This window comes from Sphingomonas xinjiangensis (genome assembly GCF_014199255.1).
In the GTDB taxonomy this organism is placed as follows: Bacteria; Pseudomonadota; Alphaproteobacteria; order Sphingomonadales; family Sphingomonadaceae; genus Sphingomonas; species Sphingomonas xinjiangensis.
In genome coordinates this window covers 144,029-165,142 of the sequence record NZ_JACIJF010000005.1, presented here as the reverse complement: position 1 = coordinate 165,142, position 21,114 = coordinate 144,029, and the positions used below count along the sequence as shown (strand labels likewise).

Genomic DNA, 21,114 nt, shown 5'->3' with positions numbered 1-21,114 from the left:
CATGACCATGCAAGCATGCTTTGCGCCCGATGGGCTTTCCGCCTTCGCAGCGGCGTATCCAGGATCGCCGGCTGCGGTACGGCACCAGTTGCACCATCATCCGCTGTTCGCGCTGGAGGAGCTGGCGCGGCTTGCCGAGCGGCTGCCCGCCAGTCATGTCGAGCACAGCTTCGGCAACCTGAAGGTCGACCAGGATCCGGCCGGCATCCACCAGGCCGACATGCCGGTGGGCGAGATCGTCCGCACCATCGAACAGAATGGCTGCTGGATGGTGTTGAAGAAGGTGGACATCGATCCGGCTTATGCGGCGTTGATCGACGCCTGCTTAGCGGAGATCGCGCCGGTGGTGGAGCCGGCGACCGGCGCCTATCAGCGGCGCGAGGCCTTCGTATTCCTGTCGTCACCCAATGCCGTGACTCCCTTCCACATGGATCCCGAGCACAACATCCTGCTTCAGATCGCCGGCAGCAAGACCATGCGGGTCTATCCGGCAGATGATGCCGATATCGTCGCCCAAGGCATGCACGAGGCGTTTCATCGCGGTGGGGCACATCGCAACATGCGCCACGATCCCGAATTCGACCCTAAGGCGCAGGATTTCGCGATGGGGCCGGGCGACGCGGTCCATGTGCCCGTCAAGGCGCCCCACTGGGTGCAGAACGGGCCGGAGCGCTCGGTCTCGTTCAGCATCACTTGGCGATCGCGGGCAAGCGATGGCGAGGCGCGGCTGCATCGCGTCAACCGTCGGCTGCGCTCGTTCGGCCTTTCGCCGGCAGCGCCTGGAACGCATCCGGGGGCCGATGCGGCGAAGATCGCGGCGCACCGGTTGGCGAAGGGCGCGATCCGGACCTTTCGGCGGCTGGGCGGCCAGCACAATGGCCGCGAGGCCTATTGAACCAACGCTGCAGGCGTTCGACCGGGGAAGAACAAGTCGAGTTGGCGGCGCGTATTCACGGCAAGATCGAATTCCATCGCGACATGTGCGCGGCCACGGCGAGCCATCGCCAGTGCCGCTTCGGGATCGCGGTGCACGCGCAATAGCGCCTCGGCGAGCCCCGCGGGATCGCCGGGCGGCACCAGCAGCCCAGTGTCGCAGTGGCGGATCAGCTCGGGAATGCCGGATATGGCGGTGGTGATCGCGGGACGCTGATAAGCGAGCGCTTCGATCATCACGTTGGGAATGCCTTCCTGACGGCCATTGCGGCCGATGATGCTGGGCGCGACGCAGACGCTGGCGGAGCGATACGCCTCGGCCACCGCTTCGAACGGCTGCATGCCGAGAAAGCGGACGCGGTCCCCTAGGCCGAGCGCAGCGGCGCGGCTGCAGAGCGCCTCGGCGTCCGGACCGTGGCCGATCAGGCGGCAGGTCCAGTCCCCAAGCTTCGGTGCGGCGAGCACCAGCGCGTCGAGGAGGTGGTCAACGCCCTTCTTGGGCTCAAGCGCGCCGACATAGAGGATTTGGAACGGAGTGGTGCTCGACATCGTATCGACCGGCACGATGCGCCCGACATCGACGCTTGAGTGAATGACGTCGATGGGGAGGTGGGCGATGGCCGGGATCCGCTCGCGTAAAAAGGCACGGCCGAAATTACTGACGGTGCGGATCGCGGCTGCTTCGCCCAGTTTTTCGGCAAGCAGCGCCTGGGTGCGGAAGATGTCATGGGCGCGGCAGCTGACCGAATAAGGCAAGCCTCCGGCGTGTCGCCCGATCCAGGCTGCGGTGGCGGGGTGGCCTGCGAACTCCGCGTGAACATGGCTGGCGCCAAACGCGCGCGCGTCTTCGGCGATGGCCAGAGCCTTTGGCACCAAGGCAAGCGACTTGGCGGCAATCTTGGGGTGGTGGCGATAGGCCCAAAGCATCCGCGCCACTGCGGAGATCAGGGAGCGGGGGCGTCGTAGCAGCGCGCGAAATAGGGCGCGGGGCTGCCAGAAGCGCAGATCCACGGCGCGCTCCTTCAGCGGCGCGGCGAAGCCATGCAGCGTCTGATCGCGCCGGAACGGCGTGAGGTGGTATAGGCGAACATCCACCCCGGCCTCTACGAACTTGACTAGGTCGCGATAGATGAAGGTCTCGGTCGACTTGGGAAATTCGGTAACGATGACGGCAAGCTTCACGGCGAGGTCCCTTCGGCGGCGCGCAACCGCCCGGCCTGAATCGCGAGCGCAAGCAGCAGCCACAGATAGCGCAGGTCCTTGTGCGGCATGAAGAAGCACCCGACCAGCAAAGCGGCGAGCGCAATGCTGAGCGCATAGCCGCACGCGGCGAGCATCGGGTCGAGCGCACTCGTGGCGCGCGTGGCGGAGAGCAGCGCGTACGCCAAGAGAGCAGCGAAGATGAGGAAGCCGACCAATCCGTATTCAGTGGCGGCGTCGAGATAGGTGTTGTGAAGTTCACGCGGAAACGGCTCGCGTCCCGGCATCCAGCGATAGGCGTCGGTCACATAATATAGTGGGAAGTTGCCGGGCCCCACACCCCATATGGGGGAATGCTCGATCAGATCGGCGCCGATCCGCAGGTAGGTGATGCGGCGGAACAGGGTCTGATCCTGCGCGAAGTTGCCGATCGCGGCAAAGCGGTCGAGCAGCGTGGGCGGCAGGAAGGGGATCGCCGCGATCAGCGCCACGATCCCGCCGACGATCAGCAGGGGAAAGAAAGGACGGTGGCGGAAGCGCCAGACGATCAGCGCGAGGGCGGCGCCCAGCCCCAGCACCGCGCTACGCGCGCCGCCGAGGACCAGCGCGGCAGCCCCGATCGCCACAAAGCCCAGCAGCGGGAGGCGGAACCGGCGCTCACCCGCGAACAGCAGGCCGAGCGCCAGCGCCACGGAAATCAGCAGCATCTGCGCGGCAGTGCTGGGGTTCTCGTCCGATCCCCCGGCCGAGCGCGCAACGCCCTCGAACCCCGCGGTCGTCGCGGCGATGGACGTGGACACGATGCGCCCGCCGGTGCGCGTCTCGATCAGGACGATCACCGCCGACACTGTGCCCGCGCCGATGATCGCCCAAAGCATCAGGCGCAGCCGCCCAGGACGGTCGACAATGATCAGGGTGCAGAGGCCGGGCAGGATCGCAATGCCGAGCTGGATCAGATAGCTGAGGCCGGCATCCTTGTGCCGGGACAGGGTCCAGCTGAACACCGCCCACCAGAACAGCATGGCGATCAGCCGAACGCCGGTGGCGCCACGAACGCGGCGCTGCGGGCCTTCGGGCAGCAGGCAGACGAGCAAAGTCGCGCCGAGCAGCGCGGCGAGGGTCAGTTCGGTGGTGCCGATCGGCAGATGCGCCGACAGCCGGTTGCCCACCGCGTCGAGCTGGCCGAGCACCGCATAGACAAGCAGCGGCACCATCGCCAGGAACCGCATCGCCTCCGCGTCGGGTGCCCGGGCGGCGGGCTCAGCGATCGAAAGCGACGACATAGGCGCCCTGCGCCGGCGCGTCTTCGGCGCGGCTTCGCCAGTCCGGCTGCGCCGCGTCGCCGCCGGCGAGGACGAGATGCCCGTCGGCAGGCAGATGCGCGAGAAGTTCGGGCCGAGCACTGCCGGCCAGCCCGCCCAGATAGACGAACGGCTTGCCCGGTCCGTCCCAATGTACCTCGCTCTGAGTGGCGTCGATGATCTGGAGTGCGGCGCCGGCGCGGCGCAGCAAGCCGTGGAGCAATTGGGAAAGATATTTCGCGTCGAGATCACCGCCGACTCCCCCGACGAACACCGGACGGCTGTCAGGCGCCAGCGGCTCCGCCAGCCAGTGGTTCAAAGGCCCGGTCAGCCCGACAATCTCGTCGGGCGTGTAGGACACGCCATTGGCGGGGCGGGGCAGGCGGAATGGCGAGGGGTGATCGGCGGGCAGCTGGCGAACGGGGGCGGGCTCCGGCGGCAAGGCCTCGATCGGCGGCGACGCCGGGATCGCCGTTGCGGGTAGCACTTCCGCTTCCTCGAATTCGATCCGGGGCTTGCGGGGGCCGAGCAGCAGCAACAGGCACGCGGCGAGCGCACAGCCGGCGATGAAGCCGAACACGGTGTTGAAGAAGATTTTTGGCGAACTGCGCACCAGCGGCGGGGTTGCGCGCTCGATCAGCTGGATTCGCGGGCCGTTGACGAGGTTTTCGGTCCGGCTGAAGCTCACGCGCTCGGTAAGCGCGGCGACTTCGGCCTGAAGTGCGGTTGCGCGGTCGTCGAGCGCCTTCACTCGATCCTCCGAGCCGCCGAGACTCGCGATCTGCTTTTCGATCTGGCCGATCCGTGCGGTGCGCACGGCGACGCTGCGCGCGAGACCGGCTGCGCGCGGCCCCTCGACCGCGATGGTCTGTTCCAGCGTCTGCTGCGCGCTCGACAGCTTGCCATTAGCCTGGCTGCGCAGCGCCGCGACCTGGATGCGCGCGGAATCCAGGGTCGCCCGATCGGTGGTCAGCTGCGCCTGTTCGAGCAGCCGGGCTTCGAGTAGCGATTGTTTTTGGCGGTCGATGTCGACGACGCCGATGCCCGACTTCAAGTCACGCGATTGCTTGAGCACGCCGGCAAGCTCGGCGCGCTTCTGATCGAGCCGGGCCTCCAGGGTGGTGGCGAGCTGCTGACCGGTCTTGCGCGAAGCCTCTTCGGCATGAGCGATAATGGCGCCAGACAATGCATTGGCGAACCAGGCAGCGGATTTGGGGTCCTCCCATTCCACGCTCAGACGGACAAGATAGGTACCCTCGACATTCTCGATCGTGGTGCCTTCGATCACGGCCTGGATCAGGTCTTCGCGCAGCGGCACGCTGGGCGCCTGGCCATAGTTCAGGATCGAAAGGATGCGGCCGGGCGAGAAGCCGGGCGGGTTCGAATTGGCCGCGATCCAGCGATCCACACTCATGCCCGATGCAGCAGCCTGCTCGGCGACATAGCGGTCCACGATCGGCTCGACGACGGGCCGGGTATGGGCGAACTCGGAATAGGTGCCAAGCAGCACGCTGCCGCCATCGAAGGTGGAGCCGCGCACGAAGCGCGTGGCATAGTTCAATTCCTCGGGCGTTGGCACGATGTTGAGGCGAGCGGCCGCTTCGAACTTGGGCTTCTGCGCGAGGTAGAGCGCGCTGAACGCCCACGCCGCCACCGTGCACAGCACGATCGACCCGAGGACCAGACGCCAGCGCGACAGCACGATGCGCAGATAAGTGAGGCCCAGGCTCATCAGGGCTGGATCAGCGTGACGGACGAGCCGAGATTGACGCCGTTGAAGCCGATGATCTGGCGGATCTGGCGGGCGCGGTCGACGTCGCGGGCGATGCCCGTCGGCGGCACGATCAGGATGGTATAGGGCGGCAGATAGTCGATCGGCCGCTGGCTGCCATGCAATGTCGCCGACAGGTCGAGCATCCGTGCTTCCAGCTGATCCCCGACCGGAGTCAGCGCGACAACGCGGGAGAGGTCCGCGTCACGATTGCCGCCGCCTGCGCGGGCGATCCCTTCGAACGGGGTGGTGCCGTCGCGATAGGGGAAGTTGCCCGGCTTCACGACTTCGCCGAGCACGAAGATCTCAGGCGGGGGCGGCGGGCGGTTATATTCGAGCAAGGCGACCGAAACTTCCGGACGAGTCAACTTGGCGCGGTACAACGACTCCAGCCGCGCCTGAAGCTGAGCCGCGGTGGTGCCGCGCGTGGAAATAGGCGAGAGCAAGGGCGGGCTGATCGCGCCCGACAGCTGTACCCGCTGATCGCTGTTGAGTTGCGGCATGTAGGGGAAGCTCAGCCGCACGAGGTCGCCGGCGTGAAAGTCGCCATCCTGGTTCAGCCGATCCTCTACCATGCGGGTCGCCTCACGCGCGATATCGAGCGACCCGCGCGTAAGCGCGACCTCGGGCGCCGGCGCATAGCGCACCGGCCCGGCACAGGCGGTAATGGTCAGCGCGAGCAGGCTCGCGGACAGAAGACGGCGGCGCATCAGTGCCTCGCAGGAAAATAGTCGCATCTTCTATGAACTGCCTATGTAACTTTACTCTTAAGGTGCTGTTGACGGTGTCAGGATCGTGTCGAGCAAGGCGGTGAATGCCTGGGTCGAGGCCGATACGTCATAGGCGCGGGCGGTCTCCAACGCGGCGGATCGGACCAAGAGCCGGCGAGGGAGATCGGCGAGCAGCGCCCGGATTGCCTCGGCCAAGGCCGCGGCGTCATTCGCAGGCGCAAGGAAGCCGTTCACGCCGTGGTCGATAAAGGTTTCCGGTCCACCCGCGCGGGTGGCGAGAACGGGCAGGCCCTCAGCCATGGCTTCCACAAGAACATTGCCGAAGCCCTCACGGCGCGAGGAGGAGACGAGCAGATCGGCTTCGCGGAACGCGACCGCCAAGGTGGCGCTCTGACCCATGAGCGCTACCCGGGTGCCAAGGCTATGCGAGTCGATGCGAGCCTGAAGATCGTCGCGCAAGGGGCCATCGCCATGGATGGCGAGGGTGAAGGCGACGCCTTGGGCGGCGAGCAAGGCGGCCGCGTCGATCAGCGTGTCGAAACCCTTTGCCTGTACGAGGCGGCCGGCGGCGATCAGCCGGGCCCCGTCAGGCGACCGGCGCGGCACTTGGCGCGGGACGGCGCGCACTACCGGGTTGGGGAGGACGTGAACGCGCGGGGCCGACAGTTCGTCGGCAATCGCGTGCGTCGGAACGGCGACGGCGGCGGCGCGGCGATAGAGAAAACGCGTGGCCAGCGCCCGCGCCCAAGGCCACTTCATCTCCTGCCGGAACGCGCCGGGCGAGGTATGCTCGGAGACGATACGGGGAACGCGCGTAGGCGCGGCGAGCAGCGCGAGGTTCATCGCACTGGTGGCGGAATAAGCGATGTCGATGCGATGACCGGCAAGGGCTCGAGCGATCCGCAGCGGGCGCAGCAGCGCGCGGCCACCGCCCAGCGCGATCCGCGGCACGTCGCCGGGGAGCAAGTCGAGAAACGCGCCTTCCTCGCGGCCGAGCATCAGCACCGGCTGATAGCGGGTGCGGTCGAGTGCCCCGATCCAGTTGAGCACCACCCGCTCCGCGCCGCCGGTGCGGAAATGGGGAAGCAGGAAGGCGACGCGGCGCGGGGTCATGCGCGGCGGCGGAACTTGGCGGTGAGCGCGTGGGCGATCTCGCGCAGATTGGCGACTTCGGGCACGCGCAGCATCACCGCCGCGGCGAGATAGGCTAGAACGATAAGCCCGCCGAGCGCGGTGAGCATGGCGAGTTCGGTCACCACCATTTGCGGTTCCGGGCAAAGGCGCAGCAATGCCCATCCGGCGAGCGCGGCCAGCCCCGCGCACAGGGCGCTGCGGGCGAGATCGGCGATCTGCGCGGCGAGGTGGAAATGGTAGAAGCGGCGGACGGCCACTATCTGGGCGACGCCGAAAATGAGGGCCGTGGCAATCGCTGCGCCCCAGGCGATGCCGGCCGCGCCCCATAGCGGGGTGGCGACTGCGAGGGTGGCGGCGCGGATCGCGAGGCCCACCACCGCGACGATGGTGAGGTCCCTCAGCGATGAAGCGTGCGGGTCGGCATAGATGGCCGAGGTGATCGCGCTCATCGGCGCCAGGAAGATCGCGGCGGCGGCATAGCCGGCGGTGCAGGCGGCTGCGGTGGCGATAGCCGTCGCGTCGAACGCACCATGGCCGAACAGCGCGCTGACCATCAGCGGCGCGCCGAGCATCATGCCGACCGACACCGGAAGCTGGGCGAACAGCGAAATCCGCTGGAACCGCTGAATGCCTGCCGCGGCCTGGGCGCGGTCACTTTGCTGGACTGCACGGATCAGTTCAGGTGCGAGAACGGTGGCAAGGCTGGACATGACGAGGCCGGGCACCAGCGAGACCAGCCGTGCGCCATATTCCAGCGCCGCGACGCCGCCGCCCTGCGTTGTCGACGCGAAGCCGAAATCCAGCAGGCTGCAAGCCTGAAAGTACAGATTGATCACGATCGCGGCGGCCAGGCCCTGGCTCCGCACCGGAGCGGCGTCCTGCGCGGGGAGGGAGGGGGCTGCCGTCACGCGTGGCCGGACGATCGACCAGGCGCCGGCGAGCAGGATCAGGAAGCCGACCACGCCGCTGACCAGCATCGTCCACGCCCCGGCGACGATGCCGAGCGGGGGGATGAACAGCGCGAGGACCAGCACCAGGATCGCGCGCTGGACCAGGTTGGTGCCTTCGCTGAGCAGATATTTGCGTCGTGCCTGAAGGATCGCGGCAAGCAGCGAGGCCACCACCGCGATTGGCAGCAGCGGCATCATGATCCGCATCATCGTTTCGGTAAGGCTGTGCTGCGCGCCCTGGAAGCCCGGCGCGAAGAAGGAGACCAGCACGCCCGGCACCAGCATGCCCGCGAGCATCACCAGCGCGAAGGTCGCCAGGAACCAGGCGGAGCGGCGCGGAAGGAGGTGGACGCTGGGCGCGATCCCGCGGTCCATCGCAGCGATCACCGGCGGCAGCACGACCTGGCCGACCAGTTTGCGGATGGTGTCGGCGATGCCCACCGTGGTGCGCCGCGCGAGAAAGAAAGCATCGAGCTGGCCCGACGCACCGAAGCGGTTGGCCAGCAGCACCGAGACGAGGAACGAGAGGCCGAAGTCGAGCCCGCGGATCAGCGCAACCACGCCTGCGGAGCGGACCAGCGTCCGTTTGGAATTCCGTACCGGCGCGACGCCAGCCGCGTCCGCCGTCATGCGCGCCGCCGCCGGCGTGGTTCGGAGAGGCCGAGGGTCCCGGCATAGCTTGAGACACGCGTCCAGCGCGTATGCAGCAGGTAGAAATGCCGCACCCGGACGCCGCACTCGCGGTATCCGAAATGCGACAGCACCTGATAAGAAGCGCGGTTCGCGCGATCGACCACGCCGAACTGGCGCTGAATGCCCAGGCTGCGCAGGCTCGAGACGAAATAGCGTGAAAAGGCCATCGACGTCCCGCGCCGGCGCTCTTCGGGCTCGACCAGCAAGCTGTAATGATAGGCTTCGCCGGGCGCGACGCGGTAATGCTCGCGCGCCTTTGGATCGTGATGATCCTCGATCGACACCCAGACGCAGCCCACCGCCACACCGTCGCGCAGCACGAACAGGCCGAGCTTGCCGTCTGCCAGCATCGCGTCGAAATCGCCGCGGCGATGCGCCAGCCACGGACATAAGGGCGGGACGGCGTCGCCGCGCCGCAGCGTCAGGAACTCGATGCCTTCGGCTGCGCGGGGATCCCCCGCACGCAGCAACTCGGGATTGCATTCCAGGATCACGCTTTCGCTGTGGCGGAACACATGGTCGCCCCAGAGTTTGGCGAGCGTCCGGCGTACGCCCTGCTGGGCGGCGCGGCGGCGCAGCCGGGCGACGAACGACTCAGCCATGGGCCGCACCCCGCAGCCGCCGCAGCGTGCGGAAGGCGCGCCGCGCGCCCAGGATCACCATCTGGGGCATCGGGCCGAAGCCGGCGCCCTGCATGGGCGGCATGATACGCCGGTGCGGCGCGAACCCGTTCTTGAACTGCATGCGTCCTGCCTCACCTGGATCTTGTGGGTCGCTTTGCGGAATGCCGGCGAGATCATAGCCGACGCAGCCGAGCGCACGGGCGCGGCGCATTCCCTCCCACAGCAGCGGGTAGCCGGGCGACGCGCCGTCGCGGTCGAGCGTTGCGAGCGACAGCCAGATCGCCTCGTCCGCCTGCACCACAAAGGCATGAGCGCCCACCGGCACGCCGTCGCGCTCGGCCAGCAGCAGGGCGCCGCCCTGCCGCTCCACCAGGATCGCCTGGCCGTGGGCATCAGGCTGGCCGCGCATGTCATAATCGGGGCGCGCCGCAGCGAAGGCGTCGAGCAGCTGCTGATAGCGTTCGAGGTCGGCGGGGCCATCGACCGCGCGTACGGTGACCCCGGCCTTTTCGGCGGCGCGCAGTGCCCGGCGGGTGCGCTGCTTGAAGCCGGCGAGGATCTCCGCCTCGGGCTTGTCGAGCCAGACGATTCCGGTGACGTGATGCAGCGCCTGATCGGCCGCCAAAAGGGGCGCGAACCCCTGCGCGCGCATCGCCTCGGCCATCGGCGGCAGCGCACGGCCGCGCACGCGGGGACCGATATGCACCAGGCAGCAACCGCTGCGGCGCAGCGCCCGCTTGAGTTCGCGCAGCACGCTGGCCAGCCGCTCGGCATCGTGCACCACCGGTCCGCGCTGGATGCTGGCCATCCACAGGCCCATCGGCAATCGGGTGCAGCGGATCACGGCGGCCCCGATGACAGCGCCGTGCTCCCGGCACAGGAAATAGCGCCATTGGCGGCGGTCATGCGCGGGCGCGGCCAGCGGCCAGGCACGCGATTGCTGATAGGCGGCAAAGGGGCTCTCGCGCACGAACGCGTCGAAGGCGGCAGCGTCCTGCGCCTCGAGCATGGGTGCGAGATGGGACTCGATGGTCATAGCGGCTACGGAAGCCAGTCCCTTATCTTCACGAATTATTGGTCAACGGCGTAGTAGTCCCCGGTTACTGGCAGCCGATTTCAGAGTGGTTAAATGCTGGCAACGGAAACGGGTGAAGCGTTTCACCTGCAAGATGGCTGGTTCGACGCCTGGAAAGCGGCCTTTGGCGGCGCTTTCCAGCGCGACGGACTGACGCTGGTCGATGGCCGCGAGCGGCTGGGGCCGCTTGGCTATCGCGTGCTGTCCAGCGCCACCAATCCGCACAGCGTGAACTATGACGTCGCGCGGGCGTGCGCGGTGCCGCCTGATCTGCCGAAGCGGCTTTTGACCGACGCGGCGCTGGTGCGGCTGAGCTATCTCCATGCCGAGTCGCGGCTGCTGGCGGCGGCGATGGGCTGGCGGGGCAGCCATCGCCAGATCGTCGCGCCGCATGCGCTGACGCCGGTGATCGACTGCCGGGGGAGCTATGACGCGTGGCTGGCGGCGCGCAGCAGGCGTTTCCGCCAGCGGCTGCGGCGCGACGAAGCGCAGGCGACCGGCGCCATGGCGATGCGATTCGAAGTGCGGCGCGACGATCCCGCCTCCAGCGGTCTGTTGCAGCGCATGTTCACGCTGGAACAGGCGGGATGGAAGGGCGCGGGTGGAACCGCCGTGCAGGACGATGCCGCGACCGAGCACTTTTATACCGAACTCGCGCGCAACGCCGCCGCAGCCGGTGCGCTGCGCCTGGCCCTTCTGTGGGATGGCGATCGGCTGGTGGCGTTCGAATATGCCATACTCGGCGGGCGGCGGCTGTTCGTGCTCAAGGTCGCCTATGACGAGCGTTTCGCCGACCTGTCGCTGGGCTATGTCACCGCCGCGCTGCACCTTCGCCACTGTTTCGCGCAGCCGGATATCGATCGCTACGACCAGATGGGCAACGGCATGACCCCCGCTGGCTACAAGCTGCGCTTCACCGACGATTGCGAGACGCTGTACCGTGTCACGTTGTTCGCACCCGGGCTGTTGGGCACGATCCTGTTTTTTCGCGATCGGGCACGCGCGCGCGTGAAGGCGTGGCGCAATGCACATCGCGCCAGGGCGAAGCAGCCGTGACGCGCAAGGCGGAGCGGCGCGCGCGCGTGTTGCGCTGGCTGGCAGCCCTTGCCGGCGGCTTGGCAGTTGCCGCGATTGCAATGGCCGCGCTGCCCGGGGTCGCCGGAACCGCGCTTGCCGTGCTGACGGTCCTGGGCGCGCTCGCACTCGGTCATCGCTGGATGATAGCGCCGCCCGGCGTGGCGATCCTGACCTATCATTCAATGAGCCCGTCGCCGGGCTGGCTGCCCTGGTCGCGGGAGATCGCGGTGCATCCCGACACCTTCGCCCGGCACCTGCGCACGCTGCAGGCGATGGGCGTGAATGTGATCGGCAGCCGCGCGCTGATCGCGCAGCGGCGGGCCGGGCAGGGGGTTCCGGCAGGGAGCGTCGCGCTGCATTTCGACGACGGCTATCTCGACAATCACCGCTATGCCGCACCTATGCTGCGCACGCATGGCTTTGCCGCGACCTTTTTTCCGTCGCTCGATTTCATCGAACCTGGTGAAACGGTGCGCCGGGACGGGCCGTCCGACGGTTACATGCGCTGGGCCGAGCTTGCCGAGCTGGAAGCCGAACCCGGGTTCGAAGTGGAGCCGCATGGCGTGGGCCATGCCCGAGTGCCAGTATCCGCCGCGACCCTTGGCATGCTCGATGCCGATAACTGGCGCCGAAACGCCTGGATGCAGTGGGCGGCGACGCCGGGACCCAAGCATGACTGGTTCCGCATGGCAGCGCCGGTGGCGGTGGCGTTGGGCAGCCCCATTCCGGCGTCGGGGCTGGCACTGGCCGAACGCGGCTGGCGCGAGGGGCGGCGGGAAAGCGAAGCGGATCTGGTGCACCGGATCGAAGGCGATCTGACCGCCTGCCGCACTGCCTTTCAGGCGCGTCTGGGCGTTACCCCGCAGCTGTTCTGCTGGCCGGAGAACAAAAGCTGTCCGCAGGGGCGCGCAATCGCCGGAGCGCTCGGTTATCTGGCGACGACCGGCGGCACCGGCCGCAACACCGCAGGCGAGCCGGCGGAGGTTCTGTCGCGCATCCATGTCGGCGATCGGGTGCTGGGGTTTCGCTGGCTGCTGGCGGAAGGGCTGCATCTGCGCGCATCCGTCCGGCTGATGCAGGGCAATCACTATTGGTATCTGGTGGTGGCCCCGATGAACGCGATGCGGCGGCTGGTCTTCGCGATCCGTTCCGCTTTGGGACAGACCTTCGTTTGAGCTGGCGGTAACCATCTATTAAGCAGAATTTTGTGCGTGTTGGGGGCAAGACCGGTTGCCGAGCAGTATCGAGTATGAGTCGCGCATGACCGACAGCCTTGTTCATCCGATCCAGGAGCGCCGCAGCGACCTGGCTCGCCGCGTCCGCTTCGAATGCGACATGCGCGGAGTGCCGTTGCACCTGGAAGTGAAGCAGGGCGCCTATGCGCGCTGGCTGAAGCCGCTGATCGACGGAACGCTGGCGCTGATCGCGTCGATCCTGTTCCTGCCGGTCTTTCTGGCCGTAGCCGTGGCGATCAAGCTGGATGATGGCGGGCCGGTGATGTTCGTGCAGGATCGCACGGGCTATCTCGGCCGCCGGTTCCGCTTGTTCAAGTTCCGCACGATGGTGGTGGATGCCGAGGCGCTGAAGGAAGCCCTGCGCGCGCACAACGTCCATGCGGCGGACTCGCCCGACTTCAAGCTGGCCGACGATCCGCGCGTGACGCGCGTGGGCAGGTTCCTGCGCAAGACCAGCCTGGATGAGCTGCCGAACCTTTGGAACGTGATCCGCGGTGAGATGGCGCTGGTCGGACCCCGGCCGACGTCGTTTTCGGCAACCACCTATCGCATGGCGCATCTGCCGCGGCTGGCGGTCAAGCCGGGACTGACCGGGCTGTGGCAGGTATCAGGCCGCGCCAACATCGATTTCGACGAGCGCGCCGAATTGGACGTGCGCTATATCCGCTCGCTGGGCGTACGGCAGGATATCGGGCTGCTGGTGAAGACCGTGGACGCCGTGCGCAAGGGTAACGGCGCCTGCTGAGCTAGCGGCTGACCGTTACTCGAACATTGTCGAACCAGGCCATTGCCGGGATTTGATTGGAATTGGCAGTGATGCCGATCTGAACCCGGTCGACCGCAAGGCGGGGCAGGTTGGCCAGCGTGGCGCCGCGCGCGGCGAGCACTTCGTTGCCGTCCAGGGTGACGCGGGTATGGCCGTCATCGCCTGCGCCGAGGCGGACCTGCCAGATGATATGGTGCCAGCGGTCCTGGTTGAGGGGCTGCGCGTCGTAGCGGGCCCAGGCGTGCTGAATGCCGATCTTGGACCGGTCGATGCGCAGGCGCCCGCGGCGCAGATAAAGCCGGATGCCGGGATTGCCGCCCTCGCCGCAGGTGGCGCATTCCAGATCGACCAACTGTAGCGAGTTCAATGGCGTGCCTGCCGGAATGCGCAGGTCGAAGGCGATGGTGACGCGGGTGCCGGGTGGCAGAGGCATAAGGCGGGCGACGACATCGGCCTTGGCGACGCCGCCGGACTTTGGGGCTGCACGGGCGAGCAGAGCCTGGCCGGGCCGCCCGGGCGCGGGTGCGGCGCGAACGGTGCCGCGAACTTCCTGTTTGATCGCCCAAGGCGCGCCTGGGCAGCGGCCCACGCAGAGGCCGTTGTCGAAATCGTCGGCGAAGCTGCCGCGCTGTGGCTCGGCCTGCGACTGGGCGAAGGCGGCGGCGCAGGCCGCGACGCCCAAGACGAGCAGGGCTATGCGCGGACGGTTCACGCGCCCTGCCTTTGTGGGGTCCATTGCGCGTAGCGGCGACCTGCGGCGAAGAACAAGGTGCCGAGTGCAAGCCCGGCGAGGTGCAGCATTACGCCATGCACCAGCTTCAACGGCCCGCGCAGCCGCAGGCCGGCAGCGCCAGCGAGGGCGATCAGCACGGCGGCTGTGATCCCTGCGCAGACCAGCGCCCAGAACATGTCAGACCGCAAAGCAAGAAGGCCGCTGATTGCCCATAGCGGGAGCAGGGTGAGCGGCGCCAAGCGGCGGGCGACCTTGTGGAACAGGAGGGCCGGGGCATACCAGCCGGTGCGCAGCGGGTTCATCAACGCGCGGCGGCGCCATAGCGCAGTGAGGCCACGCACCGTGATACGGATGCGGCGGCGGAACTGCTGGCGTCCGCCAGGGATACTATGCTCCCAGACGCGGGCCTTGTCGGCAAAGGCAATGCGGTAGCGCGCCGCAACGGCGGCGGTGCTGATGAAGAAATCGTCGGTGACGTCGGTGGGCACCTGGGGCGCGAGCGCGCGGCGGATGGCGTAGACGCCACCATCGGCCGAGACGCAGCCGAACAGCGCATCCTCGGCGCTGCGCAATGCGGACTCGTACTGGCGAAACCAGCGATCGGCGGCGGCGAAGCGGCCGGGCCTGGTGGTGAGCGTCTCCACGCGGCCGGCAACCGCGCCGATGCGCGGGTCGGCGAAGGGGGCGAGGAGCGCGGGAAGGGTCTCCGCGTCGAACAGCGGATCGGCATCGGTCATCACCAGTATGTCGCCCAGCGCCTGCGGAATTGCTTGATTGAGCGCGGCAGCCTTGCCGCCGCGCGGCAGGCGGAGGACGCGGGCGCCCGCCTGCTCGGCAAGCATGGCGGTGTCGTCGGCAGAGCCGTCGTCCGCAACCAGCAGTTCGATCTGTCCGGGCCAGGCGGCGATGGCCGCACGAACCGAGGCCAGCTTTTCGGCGATCATGCCCGCTTCATTGTGCGCGCAGATCAGGATGGTGGCGGATGGGAGCGCGGCCAGCGGCCGGGCAGCGCGGCGCGGACGCAGCGCCGCTACCCCGATGACCAGGGCTGGATAACCCAGGAAGACCGCGAACGGCAGGAGGAGCAGGATCCAGGCGGTGAGCTGCATAGCCTTGCTCTAGCGCGACGCAGTTAGCAGAAGCCTAAGCTGCGGGGTTGTTCCTGGACCCGTGCGGCAATAGCGTCGCCTGCATGAAACTTCGCACCATGCTGCTCGGCGCAGCGTTCGCCGCTCTCGCTTCTTCCGCCTCCGCTCAGGATCAGGGCGCAGCGGAGCGAGTCACCGCCACGGTGAAGACGCTTGCTTCCGACGCGTTCGAGGGCCGGGCGCCAGGCACGGCGGGCGAGACTAAGACGATCGAGTATCTGGTGCAGCGTTTCAAGGATCTGGGGCTGGAGCCTGCCGGGCCAAACGGCCAATGGGTGCAGCCGGTGCCGTTGCTGCATACCAGGCTGGGTGCTGCCACGCGGATGGCGTTCCAAGGCCCCAAGGGCGCGATGCCGGTGGTGGCCGGGCAGGACCTGTATGTCTCGACCATCCGCCCGGAGGACAGCGCACGGATCGATGCGCCGGTGGTGTTCGTCGGCTATGGCGTGAATGCGCCCGAGCGCGGCTGGGACGATTTCAAGAAGACTGACGTGCGGGGCAAGGTCGTCGTGTTCCTGGTCAACGACCCCGACTTTTACGCCAAGCCGGGCGAACCCGCGGCGGGCAAGTTCGGTGATCGGACCATGACCTATTACGGCCGCTGGACCTACAAGTTCGAGGAAGCCGCGCGGCAGGGCGCGGTCGGCGCGCTGATCGTCCATGACACGGCAGGTGCCGGCTATGGCTGGAACGTCGTGGTCAGCCCTGGCGGCGAGAATTACGACATCGTCCGCAAGCCCGCCGAAGTCACCAGCGTCCGCCTGCAAGGCTGGTTGGCCGAAGCGGCGGCAAAGCGCCTGTTCGCCTCGGCCGCGCTCGACCTGGACGCGCTGAAGGCCGCGGCGCGCTCACCGGGTTTCAAGCCGGTGGAGCTCAAGGGCGTGCGCTTCCAGGCGGATGTGCCCGTAACGCATGAAGTGGTTACCAGCCACAATGTGCTGGCCCGCATTCCGGGTACCAGCCGCGCCGACGAAGTGGTGATGTTCGGCGCGCATTGGGACGCCTATGGCAAGGGCAAGCCCGACGCGCAGGGCCGCGTCTACCGCGCCGGCGCCAATGACGATGCGCTGGGCATCGCCGGCATGCTGGAGATCGCGCGGGGCATGAAGGCAAAGCCGGCGCCCGCCCGCAGCGTCGTGTTCGCGGCGTGGACCGCCGAGGAGCGGGGGCTGCTCGGCTCGGAATTCTATGCCGCCAATCCGGTCTATCCGATGGCGAAGACCGTCGCCAATCTGACGCTCGACATCCTCCAGACCGCCGGCTTCGCCAACGATGTGGTGCTGGTCGGCAAGGGGCAGAATACGCTTGAGGACGACATGGCGCGCGTCGCGGCCACTCAGGGGCGGCGCGTGACGGTGGAAGGGCTGCCTGAACGCGGGCTGTTCTACCGCGCCGATCATTTTTCGTTCGCCAAACGCGGCGTGCCGGTGCTGCTGATCATGGGGATCGCCGGCGCGTCCGACTTGAAGCAGGGCGGAGTGGCTGCGGGGCAGGCGTGGATCGATGCCTATACCGGCTCCTGCTACCATCAGGCATGCGATGCGTGGAGCCCGGATTGGAACCTGGACGGAGCGCTTCAGGACATCGCGCTGGTCGGGACGATCGGCGGCGAACTGGCGGGATCGGGCACGTGGCCTTCGTGGAAGGCGGGCTCGGAGTTCCGCAAGCTGCGGCCCCTGCCGGGGCGGCTCGCCGGCCGAATAAAGGTCGGGGATAGCAGTTCCCCGGCTGCACCGGGGAATGCGTCGACGGAAACGTTGCGGAAGTGGCGGATTACGCCTTGGGCGTGACCCAGACGAACACCGGCGTGACGACCTTGCCGGGCGCAGGCTTGCCGACTTCGACGCGGTCTGCCTTCACCAGCTCACCGCTTTCGAGATTAAAGGAAGCCCAGGGCTTGGGCATGCGGCCGAAGCTCATCTTCTGGATCGGTTCGCCGGTGCTCGTGTTCATGATCGTTGCAATGATACCCATGCGGGTTCCGATAGGGGGCACGGGCGGCCGCTGTCCAGCGGCCGATGCGCCGGAAAGGTGACGGCCGGTGGAGCGATGGTGGGCCGAAGCGCGGCGCTCAGCCGTCGAGCCAGCCCTGTGCCAGCCGAGCCGCATCATCGGCGGCGCGGCCACCGCCCAGCGCGACCGCCAGGAGCAGCCGGAGCTTGCGCGCGCTGAGGTCGCGGGCGCCGATCACGCCCATGGCGGCAAGGCTAGCGCCGGACTGATAAGCCGGGGCAATGCCGCCTTCGATGCAGTGCGTGGCGAGGCCGACGAGCACGCCGGCGGCCCGGGCGCGCTCGATTGCGGGGAGGATCTGGCCAGGCACGTTGCCGCGCCCGAACCCCTCGATCACCAGGCCGCGCGCGCCGCCGTCGACAAGCGCGTCTACCAGGGCGGACTTGCTGCCCAGGCCCAGCGCGACGATCTCCACGGACGGGTCGGGCTTGACCGGATCGAAAGGCGCGACGCGGCGCGGGGTGGAGAACAGGCGCGCGCCGTGATCGTCGACGCGCCCGATCGCGGTGCCGTGCGGGCCGAACGCTTCCGGGCCGCTGCTGTCGAGCTTGCGGGCGCTGCGTGCCGGCAGGATGCGTCCGCCAAACACGATCGCGGTGCCGATGCCGCGCGCCGCCTCGGTCCGCGCCACGCACACGGCGTCGTGCAGGTTGGCAGGACCATCGCAGCCAGGTAGTGCGGCCGCGCGCTGTGCGCCGGTGAACAGCACCGGCATCTCGCCGCCGTGGAACAGGTCGACGAGGAAGGCGACGTCCTCCATCGTATCGGTACCGTGCGCCACGACCACGCCGCGCGCGCCCTGCGCAGCGGCTTCGCCGACCAGCGCGGCGATATGCATCGCGTCGGTGAAATCCATGTCCTCGCTCAGCCCGGCATAAGCGTGACGTTCGGTCACGCCCTCGCGCAGCGCTGGGGCGAGCACGTCGCGCAGTCCCGCACTGCCTTGGCGCCCGACCAGAACGCCGGCTGCGTCGGGGAGAGAGGCGATGGTCCCGCCGGCGTCGATCAGCACAAGGTCAGACATGCCTGCCACCTGACGCAGAAACGCCGTCTTGGCCAGAGCTGACCGGCCGGCCATGTGGCCAGCCTGCCAGAGCGGCAAAAGAAAAGGGCCGGTCGAACCCTGTGGTCGCCGGCCCTTGAAGAAGTGCGGATTCCCCGGTCAGTCGAGCCTGCGGGCCAGTTCCTTGTTGAGGCCGAGCGCCACCAGCGTTGCGATCGCGCCCGAGAGCAGATAGGCGCCCGCCGCGATCAGCCCGAAATGCTCGGCCAGCAGGAGCGCTGCCAGCGGTGCGAAACCGGCGCCGAACAGCCAGGCGAGGTCCGAGGTCAGCGCCGCACCGGTGTAGCGCGCGCGTTTGGGGAAGTTGCTCGTCACCGCGCCCGAGGATTGGCCGAACGAAAGGCCGAGCAGCACGAAGCCGGTGATCATGAACAGCGTTTCGCCCACATGGCCGCCGTTCAGCAGCTGCGGCGCGAAGCCGGAGAACACGGCGATCGCCGCGGCGGTGTAGCCAAGCAGCGAACGGCGGCCGATCCGGTCGGCCAGCAGCCCCGAGGCGATGATCGACAGCACGCCGACAACGGCACCGACCATCTCGATCATCAGGAAGCGCGTCACGCTCTCCCCGGTGAACACCGCCACCCACGAAAGCGGGAACACAGTGATCATGTGGAACAGCGCGAAGCTGGCGAGCGGCGCGAACGCGCCGATGACGATGTTGCGCCACTGCGACTTCAGCGTCGCGCCGACCGGCGACGGCGTCAGCTCGCGGCTCTTGAACAATTCGGTATATTCCGGCGTCACCACCATGCGCAGCCGGGCGAACAACGCCACGACGTTGACGGCAAAGGCGACGAAGAAGGGGTAGCGCCAGCCCCAGGACAGGAAGTCCTCTGGCGACAGCGTGCCCAGGAAAAAGGCGAACAGCCCGGCGGCGAGCAGCAGGCCGAGCGGCGCGCCAAGCTGCGGCACCATTGCCCACCAGCCGCGGCGCTTTTCCGGCGCGTTGAGTGCGAGCAGCGAGGACAGGCCGTCCCAGGCGCCGCCCCAGGCAAGCCCCTGGCCGATGCGCCCGACCGCCAGCAGCACCGCCGACGCGGTTCCGACCTGGTCATAGGCAGGCAGGAAGGCGATCGCCACGGTGGAGGTGCCGAGCAGGAACAGCGCGATCGTCAGCTTCGTGCCGCGGCCGTGCTTTCGGTCGACCGCCATGAAGATCTGCGAACCGATCGGCCGGGCGATGAACGCCAGCGGAAACAGGCAGAACGACAGGATGGTCCCGCCCAGCGGCTCCAGATACGGAAACACCAGCGCCGGAAACACGATCACCGACGCAAGCGCATAGACAAAGAAGTCAAAGAACTCCGACGTCCGGCCGATCACCACGCCAATGGCGATCTCGCCGGGTTTGGCGTCGTGATGGCCACGCGCGTTCACGTTGCGGGCATCGCGCTCTAGCGATGCGGAATGGGCGACGGCCTCAGCCATGATTCAGGTTTCCAAGCATGTCGAACGTTTGGGAAGGGCTGTAGAGAGGTGCAGCCAGCGTTGGGATAGGACAAATTGTCCTATTTCGCAGCTGCACAAACGGGCCTAGCTCGCGCCCGTGATGTCTCGCCTTTCCCGTATAACGCCCTTTGTGGCGCTTCCGCTCCTCGGCGGCTGCAACACCGTGGTCATGAACCCCGCGGGCGATGTCGCGCGCCAGCAGGCTGACCTTATTCTATGGTCCACCGGTCTGATGCTGCTGATCATCGTGCCCGTGATGATCCTGACCGTCCTGTTCGCCTGGCGATACCGTGCGTCCAATAAGGATGCCGAATATCTGCCCGACTGGGACCACTCGACCGGGCTGGAGCTGATCATCTGGTCGGCGCCGCTGCTCATCATCATCGCGCTGGGCGCGCTGACCTGGGTCGCGACTCACACGCTTGATCCCTACCGGCCGATAAGCCGCCTCGCGCCCGGCAAGGCAGTGCCCGCGAATCAGCGTCCACTTGAAGTCCAGGTGGTCTCGCTCGACTGGAAATGGCTGTTCATCTACCCCGAACAGGGCATCGCCACCGTCAACGAGCTGGTGGTTCCGGCAAATCGCCAGGTGCGCTTCCGTCTGACCTCTTCGTCGGTGATGAACACCTTCTATGTGCCCGCCATGGCCGGCATGATCTACACCATGGCCGGCATGGAGACGAAGCTCCACGCGGTACTGAACCGCACCGGCCAGTTCGGAGGCATGAGCGCCAACTATTCGGGCGCCGGCTTCTCCTACATGAACTTCACGACGCATTCGGTGGACCAGGCCGGTTTCGACCGCTGGGTTGATGGCGTGCGCGGCAGCGGGCTTCAGCTTCGCCGCGACGAGTATCTCAAGCTGGAGAAGCCCAGCGAGAAGGTGCCCGTCATCCGCTTCTCCGCCGTCGAGTCCGGGCTGTTCGATCGCATCGTCCAGTTGTGCGCACATCCCGGTGAAACCTGCATGGGTGCGACCATGGCGCATGATGGCCACCAGCCGGGGAGCCATCCGCCGGTGAACGACCGCGCACCGCGTGCCGGTGAGCCGAAAGGCGCGCTGTTGAAGGACCCCGGCGAAAAGGGTTCGAGCCCGCACGTCACTGCGCCGCATGGCCAGCCGCACGGCAACCGCGAACCCGGCAATGACAGCAACCGCAACATGACCCGCCTGGAGCTGCCGGCACTGCCCGGCACCGCGCGCGCCGCCCAAGGCTGA

The 21,114-nt window shown here is 67.7% G+C and carries 19 protein-coding genes; 6 read left to right on the top strand and 13 right to left on the bottom strand.

Annotated features, from left to right (window positions below):
• The first annotated feature begins 1 nt into the window (after nt 1).
• Nucleotides 2–895, top strand: a complete 894-nt coding sequence (locus tag FHT02_RS10900; protein WP_184087420.1) for a cupin-like domain-containing protein — start codon at nt 2–4, stop codon at nt 893–895.
• On the opposite strand, the gene FHT02_RS22045 is transcribed toward FHT02_RS10900, so the two are convergent.
• From FHT02_RS22045 to FHT02_RS10860, 8 genes are read right to left on the bottom strand one after another with little or no spacing between them, the layout of a single operon-like run.
• Nucleotides 889–2,115 carry a glycosyltransferase gene (locus FHT02_RS22045; protein ID WP_184087418.1) on the bottom strand — a complete coding sequence of 409 codons (1,227 nt, stop codon included), beginning with the start codon at nt 2,113–2,115 and terminating at the stop codon, nt 889–891. The two genes, FHT02_RS10900 and FHT02_RS22045, sit on opposite strands and share 7 nt — an antisense overlap.
• Complete coding sequence (locus FHT02_RS10890) at nt 2,112–3,416, bottom strand: O-antigen ligase family protein (RefSeq protein WP_184087416.1); 1,305 nt, start codon at nt 3,414–3,416, stop codon at nt 2,112–2,114. The genes FHT02_RS22045 and FHT02_RS10890 overlap by 4 nt, the downstream gene beginning before the upstream one ends.
• Nucleotides 3,394–5,166, bottom strand: coding sequence for a GumC domain-containing protein (locus FHT02_RS10885; protein WP_184087414.1), 1,773 nt, complete (start codon nt 5,164–5,166; stop codon nt 3,394–3,396). Before FHT02_RS10885 ends, FHT02_RS10890 begins: the two co-directional genes overlap by 23 nt.
• Nucleotides 5,166–5,915, bottom strand: a complete 750-nt coding sequence (locus FHT02_RS10880; protein WP_184087412.1) for a polysaccharide biosynthesis/export family protein — start codon at nt 5,913–5,915, stop codon at nt 5,166–5,168. The genes FHT02_RS10885 and FHT02_RS10880 overlap by 1 nt, the downstream gene beginning before the upstream one ends.
• Before the next feature lie 57 nt (nt 5,916–5,972).
• On the bottom strand, nt 5,973–7,049 hold the full coding sequence (locus tag FHT02_RS10875; protein ID WP_184087410.1) for a glycosyltransferase: 1,077 nt from the start codon (nt 7,047–7,049) through the stop codon (nt 5,973–5,975).
• On the bottom strand, nt 7,046–8,650 hold the full coding sequence (locus tag FHT02_RS10870; protein ID WP_184087401.1) for a lipid II flippase MurJ: 1,605 nt from the start codon (nt 8,648–8,650) through the stop codon (nt 7,046–7,048). The genes FHT02_RS10875 and FHT02_RS10870 overlap by 4 nt, the downstream gene beginning before the upstream one ends.
• Nucleotides 8,647–9,315: a GNAT family N-acetyltransferase gene (locus FHT02_RS10865; RefSeq protein WP_184087398.1), complete on the bottom strand. Its 669-nt coding sequence runs from the start codon at nt 9,313–9,315 to the stop codon at nt 8,647–8,649. The genes FHT02_RS10870 and FHT02_RS10865 overlap by 4 nt, the downstream gene beginning before the upstream one ends.
• Nucleotides 9,308–10,372, bottom strand: a complete 1,065-nt coding sequence (locus tag FHT02_RS10860) for a lipid II:glycine glycyltransferase FemX (protein ID WP_184087396.1) — start codon at nt 10,370–10,372, stop codon at nt 9,308–9,310. The genes FHT02_RS10865 and FHT02_RS10860 overlap by 8 nt, the downstream gene beginning before the upstream one ends.
• Before the next feature lie 93 nt (nt 10,373–10,465).
• Here FHT02_RS10860 and FHT02_RS10855 point away from each other — a divergent pair, with 93 nt between their 5' ends.
• From FHT02_RS10855 to FHT02_RS10845, 3 genes are all read left to right on the top strand, one after another.
• Nucleotides 10,466–11,467 (top strand): GNAT family N-acetyltransferase, encoded by a 1,002-nt coding sequence (locus tag FHT02_RS10855; protein WP_184087394.1) that lies wholly within the window; start codon nt 10,466–10,468, stop codon nt 11,465–11,467.
• The gene (locus tag FHT02_RS10850) at nt 11,464–12,663 is read left to right on the top strand and encodes a polysaccharide deacetylase family protein (protein WP_184087392.1); all 1,200 of its coding nucleotides are present in this window, start codon (nt 11,464–11,466) and stop codon (nt 12,661–12,663) included. Before FHT02_RS10855 ends, FHT02_RS10850 begins: the two co-directional genes overlap by 4 nt.
• Nucleotides 12,664–12,748: 85 nt before the next feature.
• Entirely contained in the window at nt 12,749–13,468 is a 720-nt protein-coding gene (locus FHT02_RS10845; protein WP_221239433.1) for a sugar transferase, read from the top strand.
• A 1-nt stretch (nt 13,469) separates the two neighbouring features.
• On the opposite strand, the gene FHT02_RS21905 is transcribed toward FHT02_RS10845, so the two are convergent.
• Nucleotides 13,470–14,201, bottom strand: a complete 732-nt coding sequence (locus FHT02_RS21905) for a heparin lyase I family protein (RefSeq protein ID WP_184087390.1) — start codon at nt 14,199–14,201, stop codon at nt 13,470–13,472.
• Nucleotides 14,198–15,331, bottom strand: coding sequence for a glycosyltransferase (locus FHT02_RS10835; RefSeq protein WP_184087388.1), 1,134 nt, complete (start codon nt 15,329–15,331; stop codon nt 14,198–14,200). The genes FHT02_RS21905 and FHT02_RS10835 overlap by 4 nt, the downstream gene beginning before the upstream one ends.
• Nucleotides 15,332–15,414: 83 nt before the next feature.
• Here FHT02_RS10835 and FHT02_RS10830 point away from each other — a divergent pair, with 83 nt between their 5' ends.
• Nucleotides 15,415–17,160 (top strand): M20/M25/M40 family metallo-hydrolase, encoded by a 1,746-nt coding sequence (locus tag FHT02_RS10830; protein ID WP_184087386.1) that lies wholly within the window; start codon nt 15,415–15,417, stop codon nt 17,158–17,160.
• Here FHT02_RS10830 and FHT02_RS10825 read toward each other — a convergent pair.
• From FHT02_RS10825 to FHT02_RS10815, 3 genes are all read right to left on the bottom strand, one after another.
• Entirely contained in the window at nt 17,144–17,344 is a 201-nt protein-coding gene (locus FHT02_RS10825) for a hypothetical protein (RefSeq protein ID WP_184087384.1), read from the bottom strand. The genes FHT02_RS10830 and FHT02_RS10825 overlap by 17 nt on opposite strands.
• A gap of 97 nt (nt 17,345–17,441) precedes the next feature.
• Nucleotides 17,442–18,407: an asparaginase gene (locus FHT02_RS10820; protein WP_184087382.1), complete on the bottom strand. Its 966-nt coding sequence runs from the start codon at nt 18,405–18,407 to the stop codon at nt 17,442–17,444.
• Between the two features lie 138 nt (nt 18,408–18,545).
• Nucleotides 18,546–19,874 carry an MFS transporter gene (locus FHT02_RS10815; RefSeq protein ID WP_184087380.1) on the bottom strand — a complete coding sequence of 443 codons (1,329 nt, stop codon included), beginning with the start codon at nt 19,872–19,874 and terminating at the stop codon, nt 18,546–18,548.
• 121 nt (nt 19,875–19,995) lie between these two features.
• Here FHT02_RS10815 and cyoA point away from each other — a divergent pair, with 121 nt between their 5' ends.
• Nucleotides 19,996–21,114 carry a ubiquinol oxidase subunit II gene (cyoA, locus tag FHT02_RS10810; protein ID WP_184087378.1) on the top strand — a complete coding sequence of 373 codons (1,119 nt, stop codon included), beginning with the start codon at nt 19,996–19,998 and terminating at the stop codon, nt 21,112–21,114.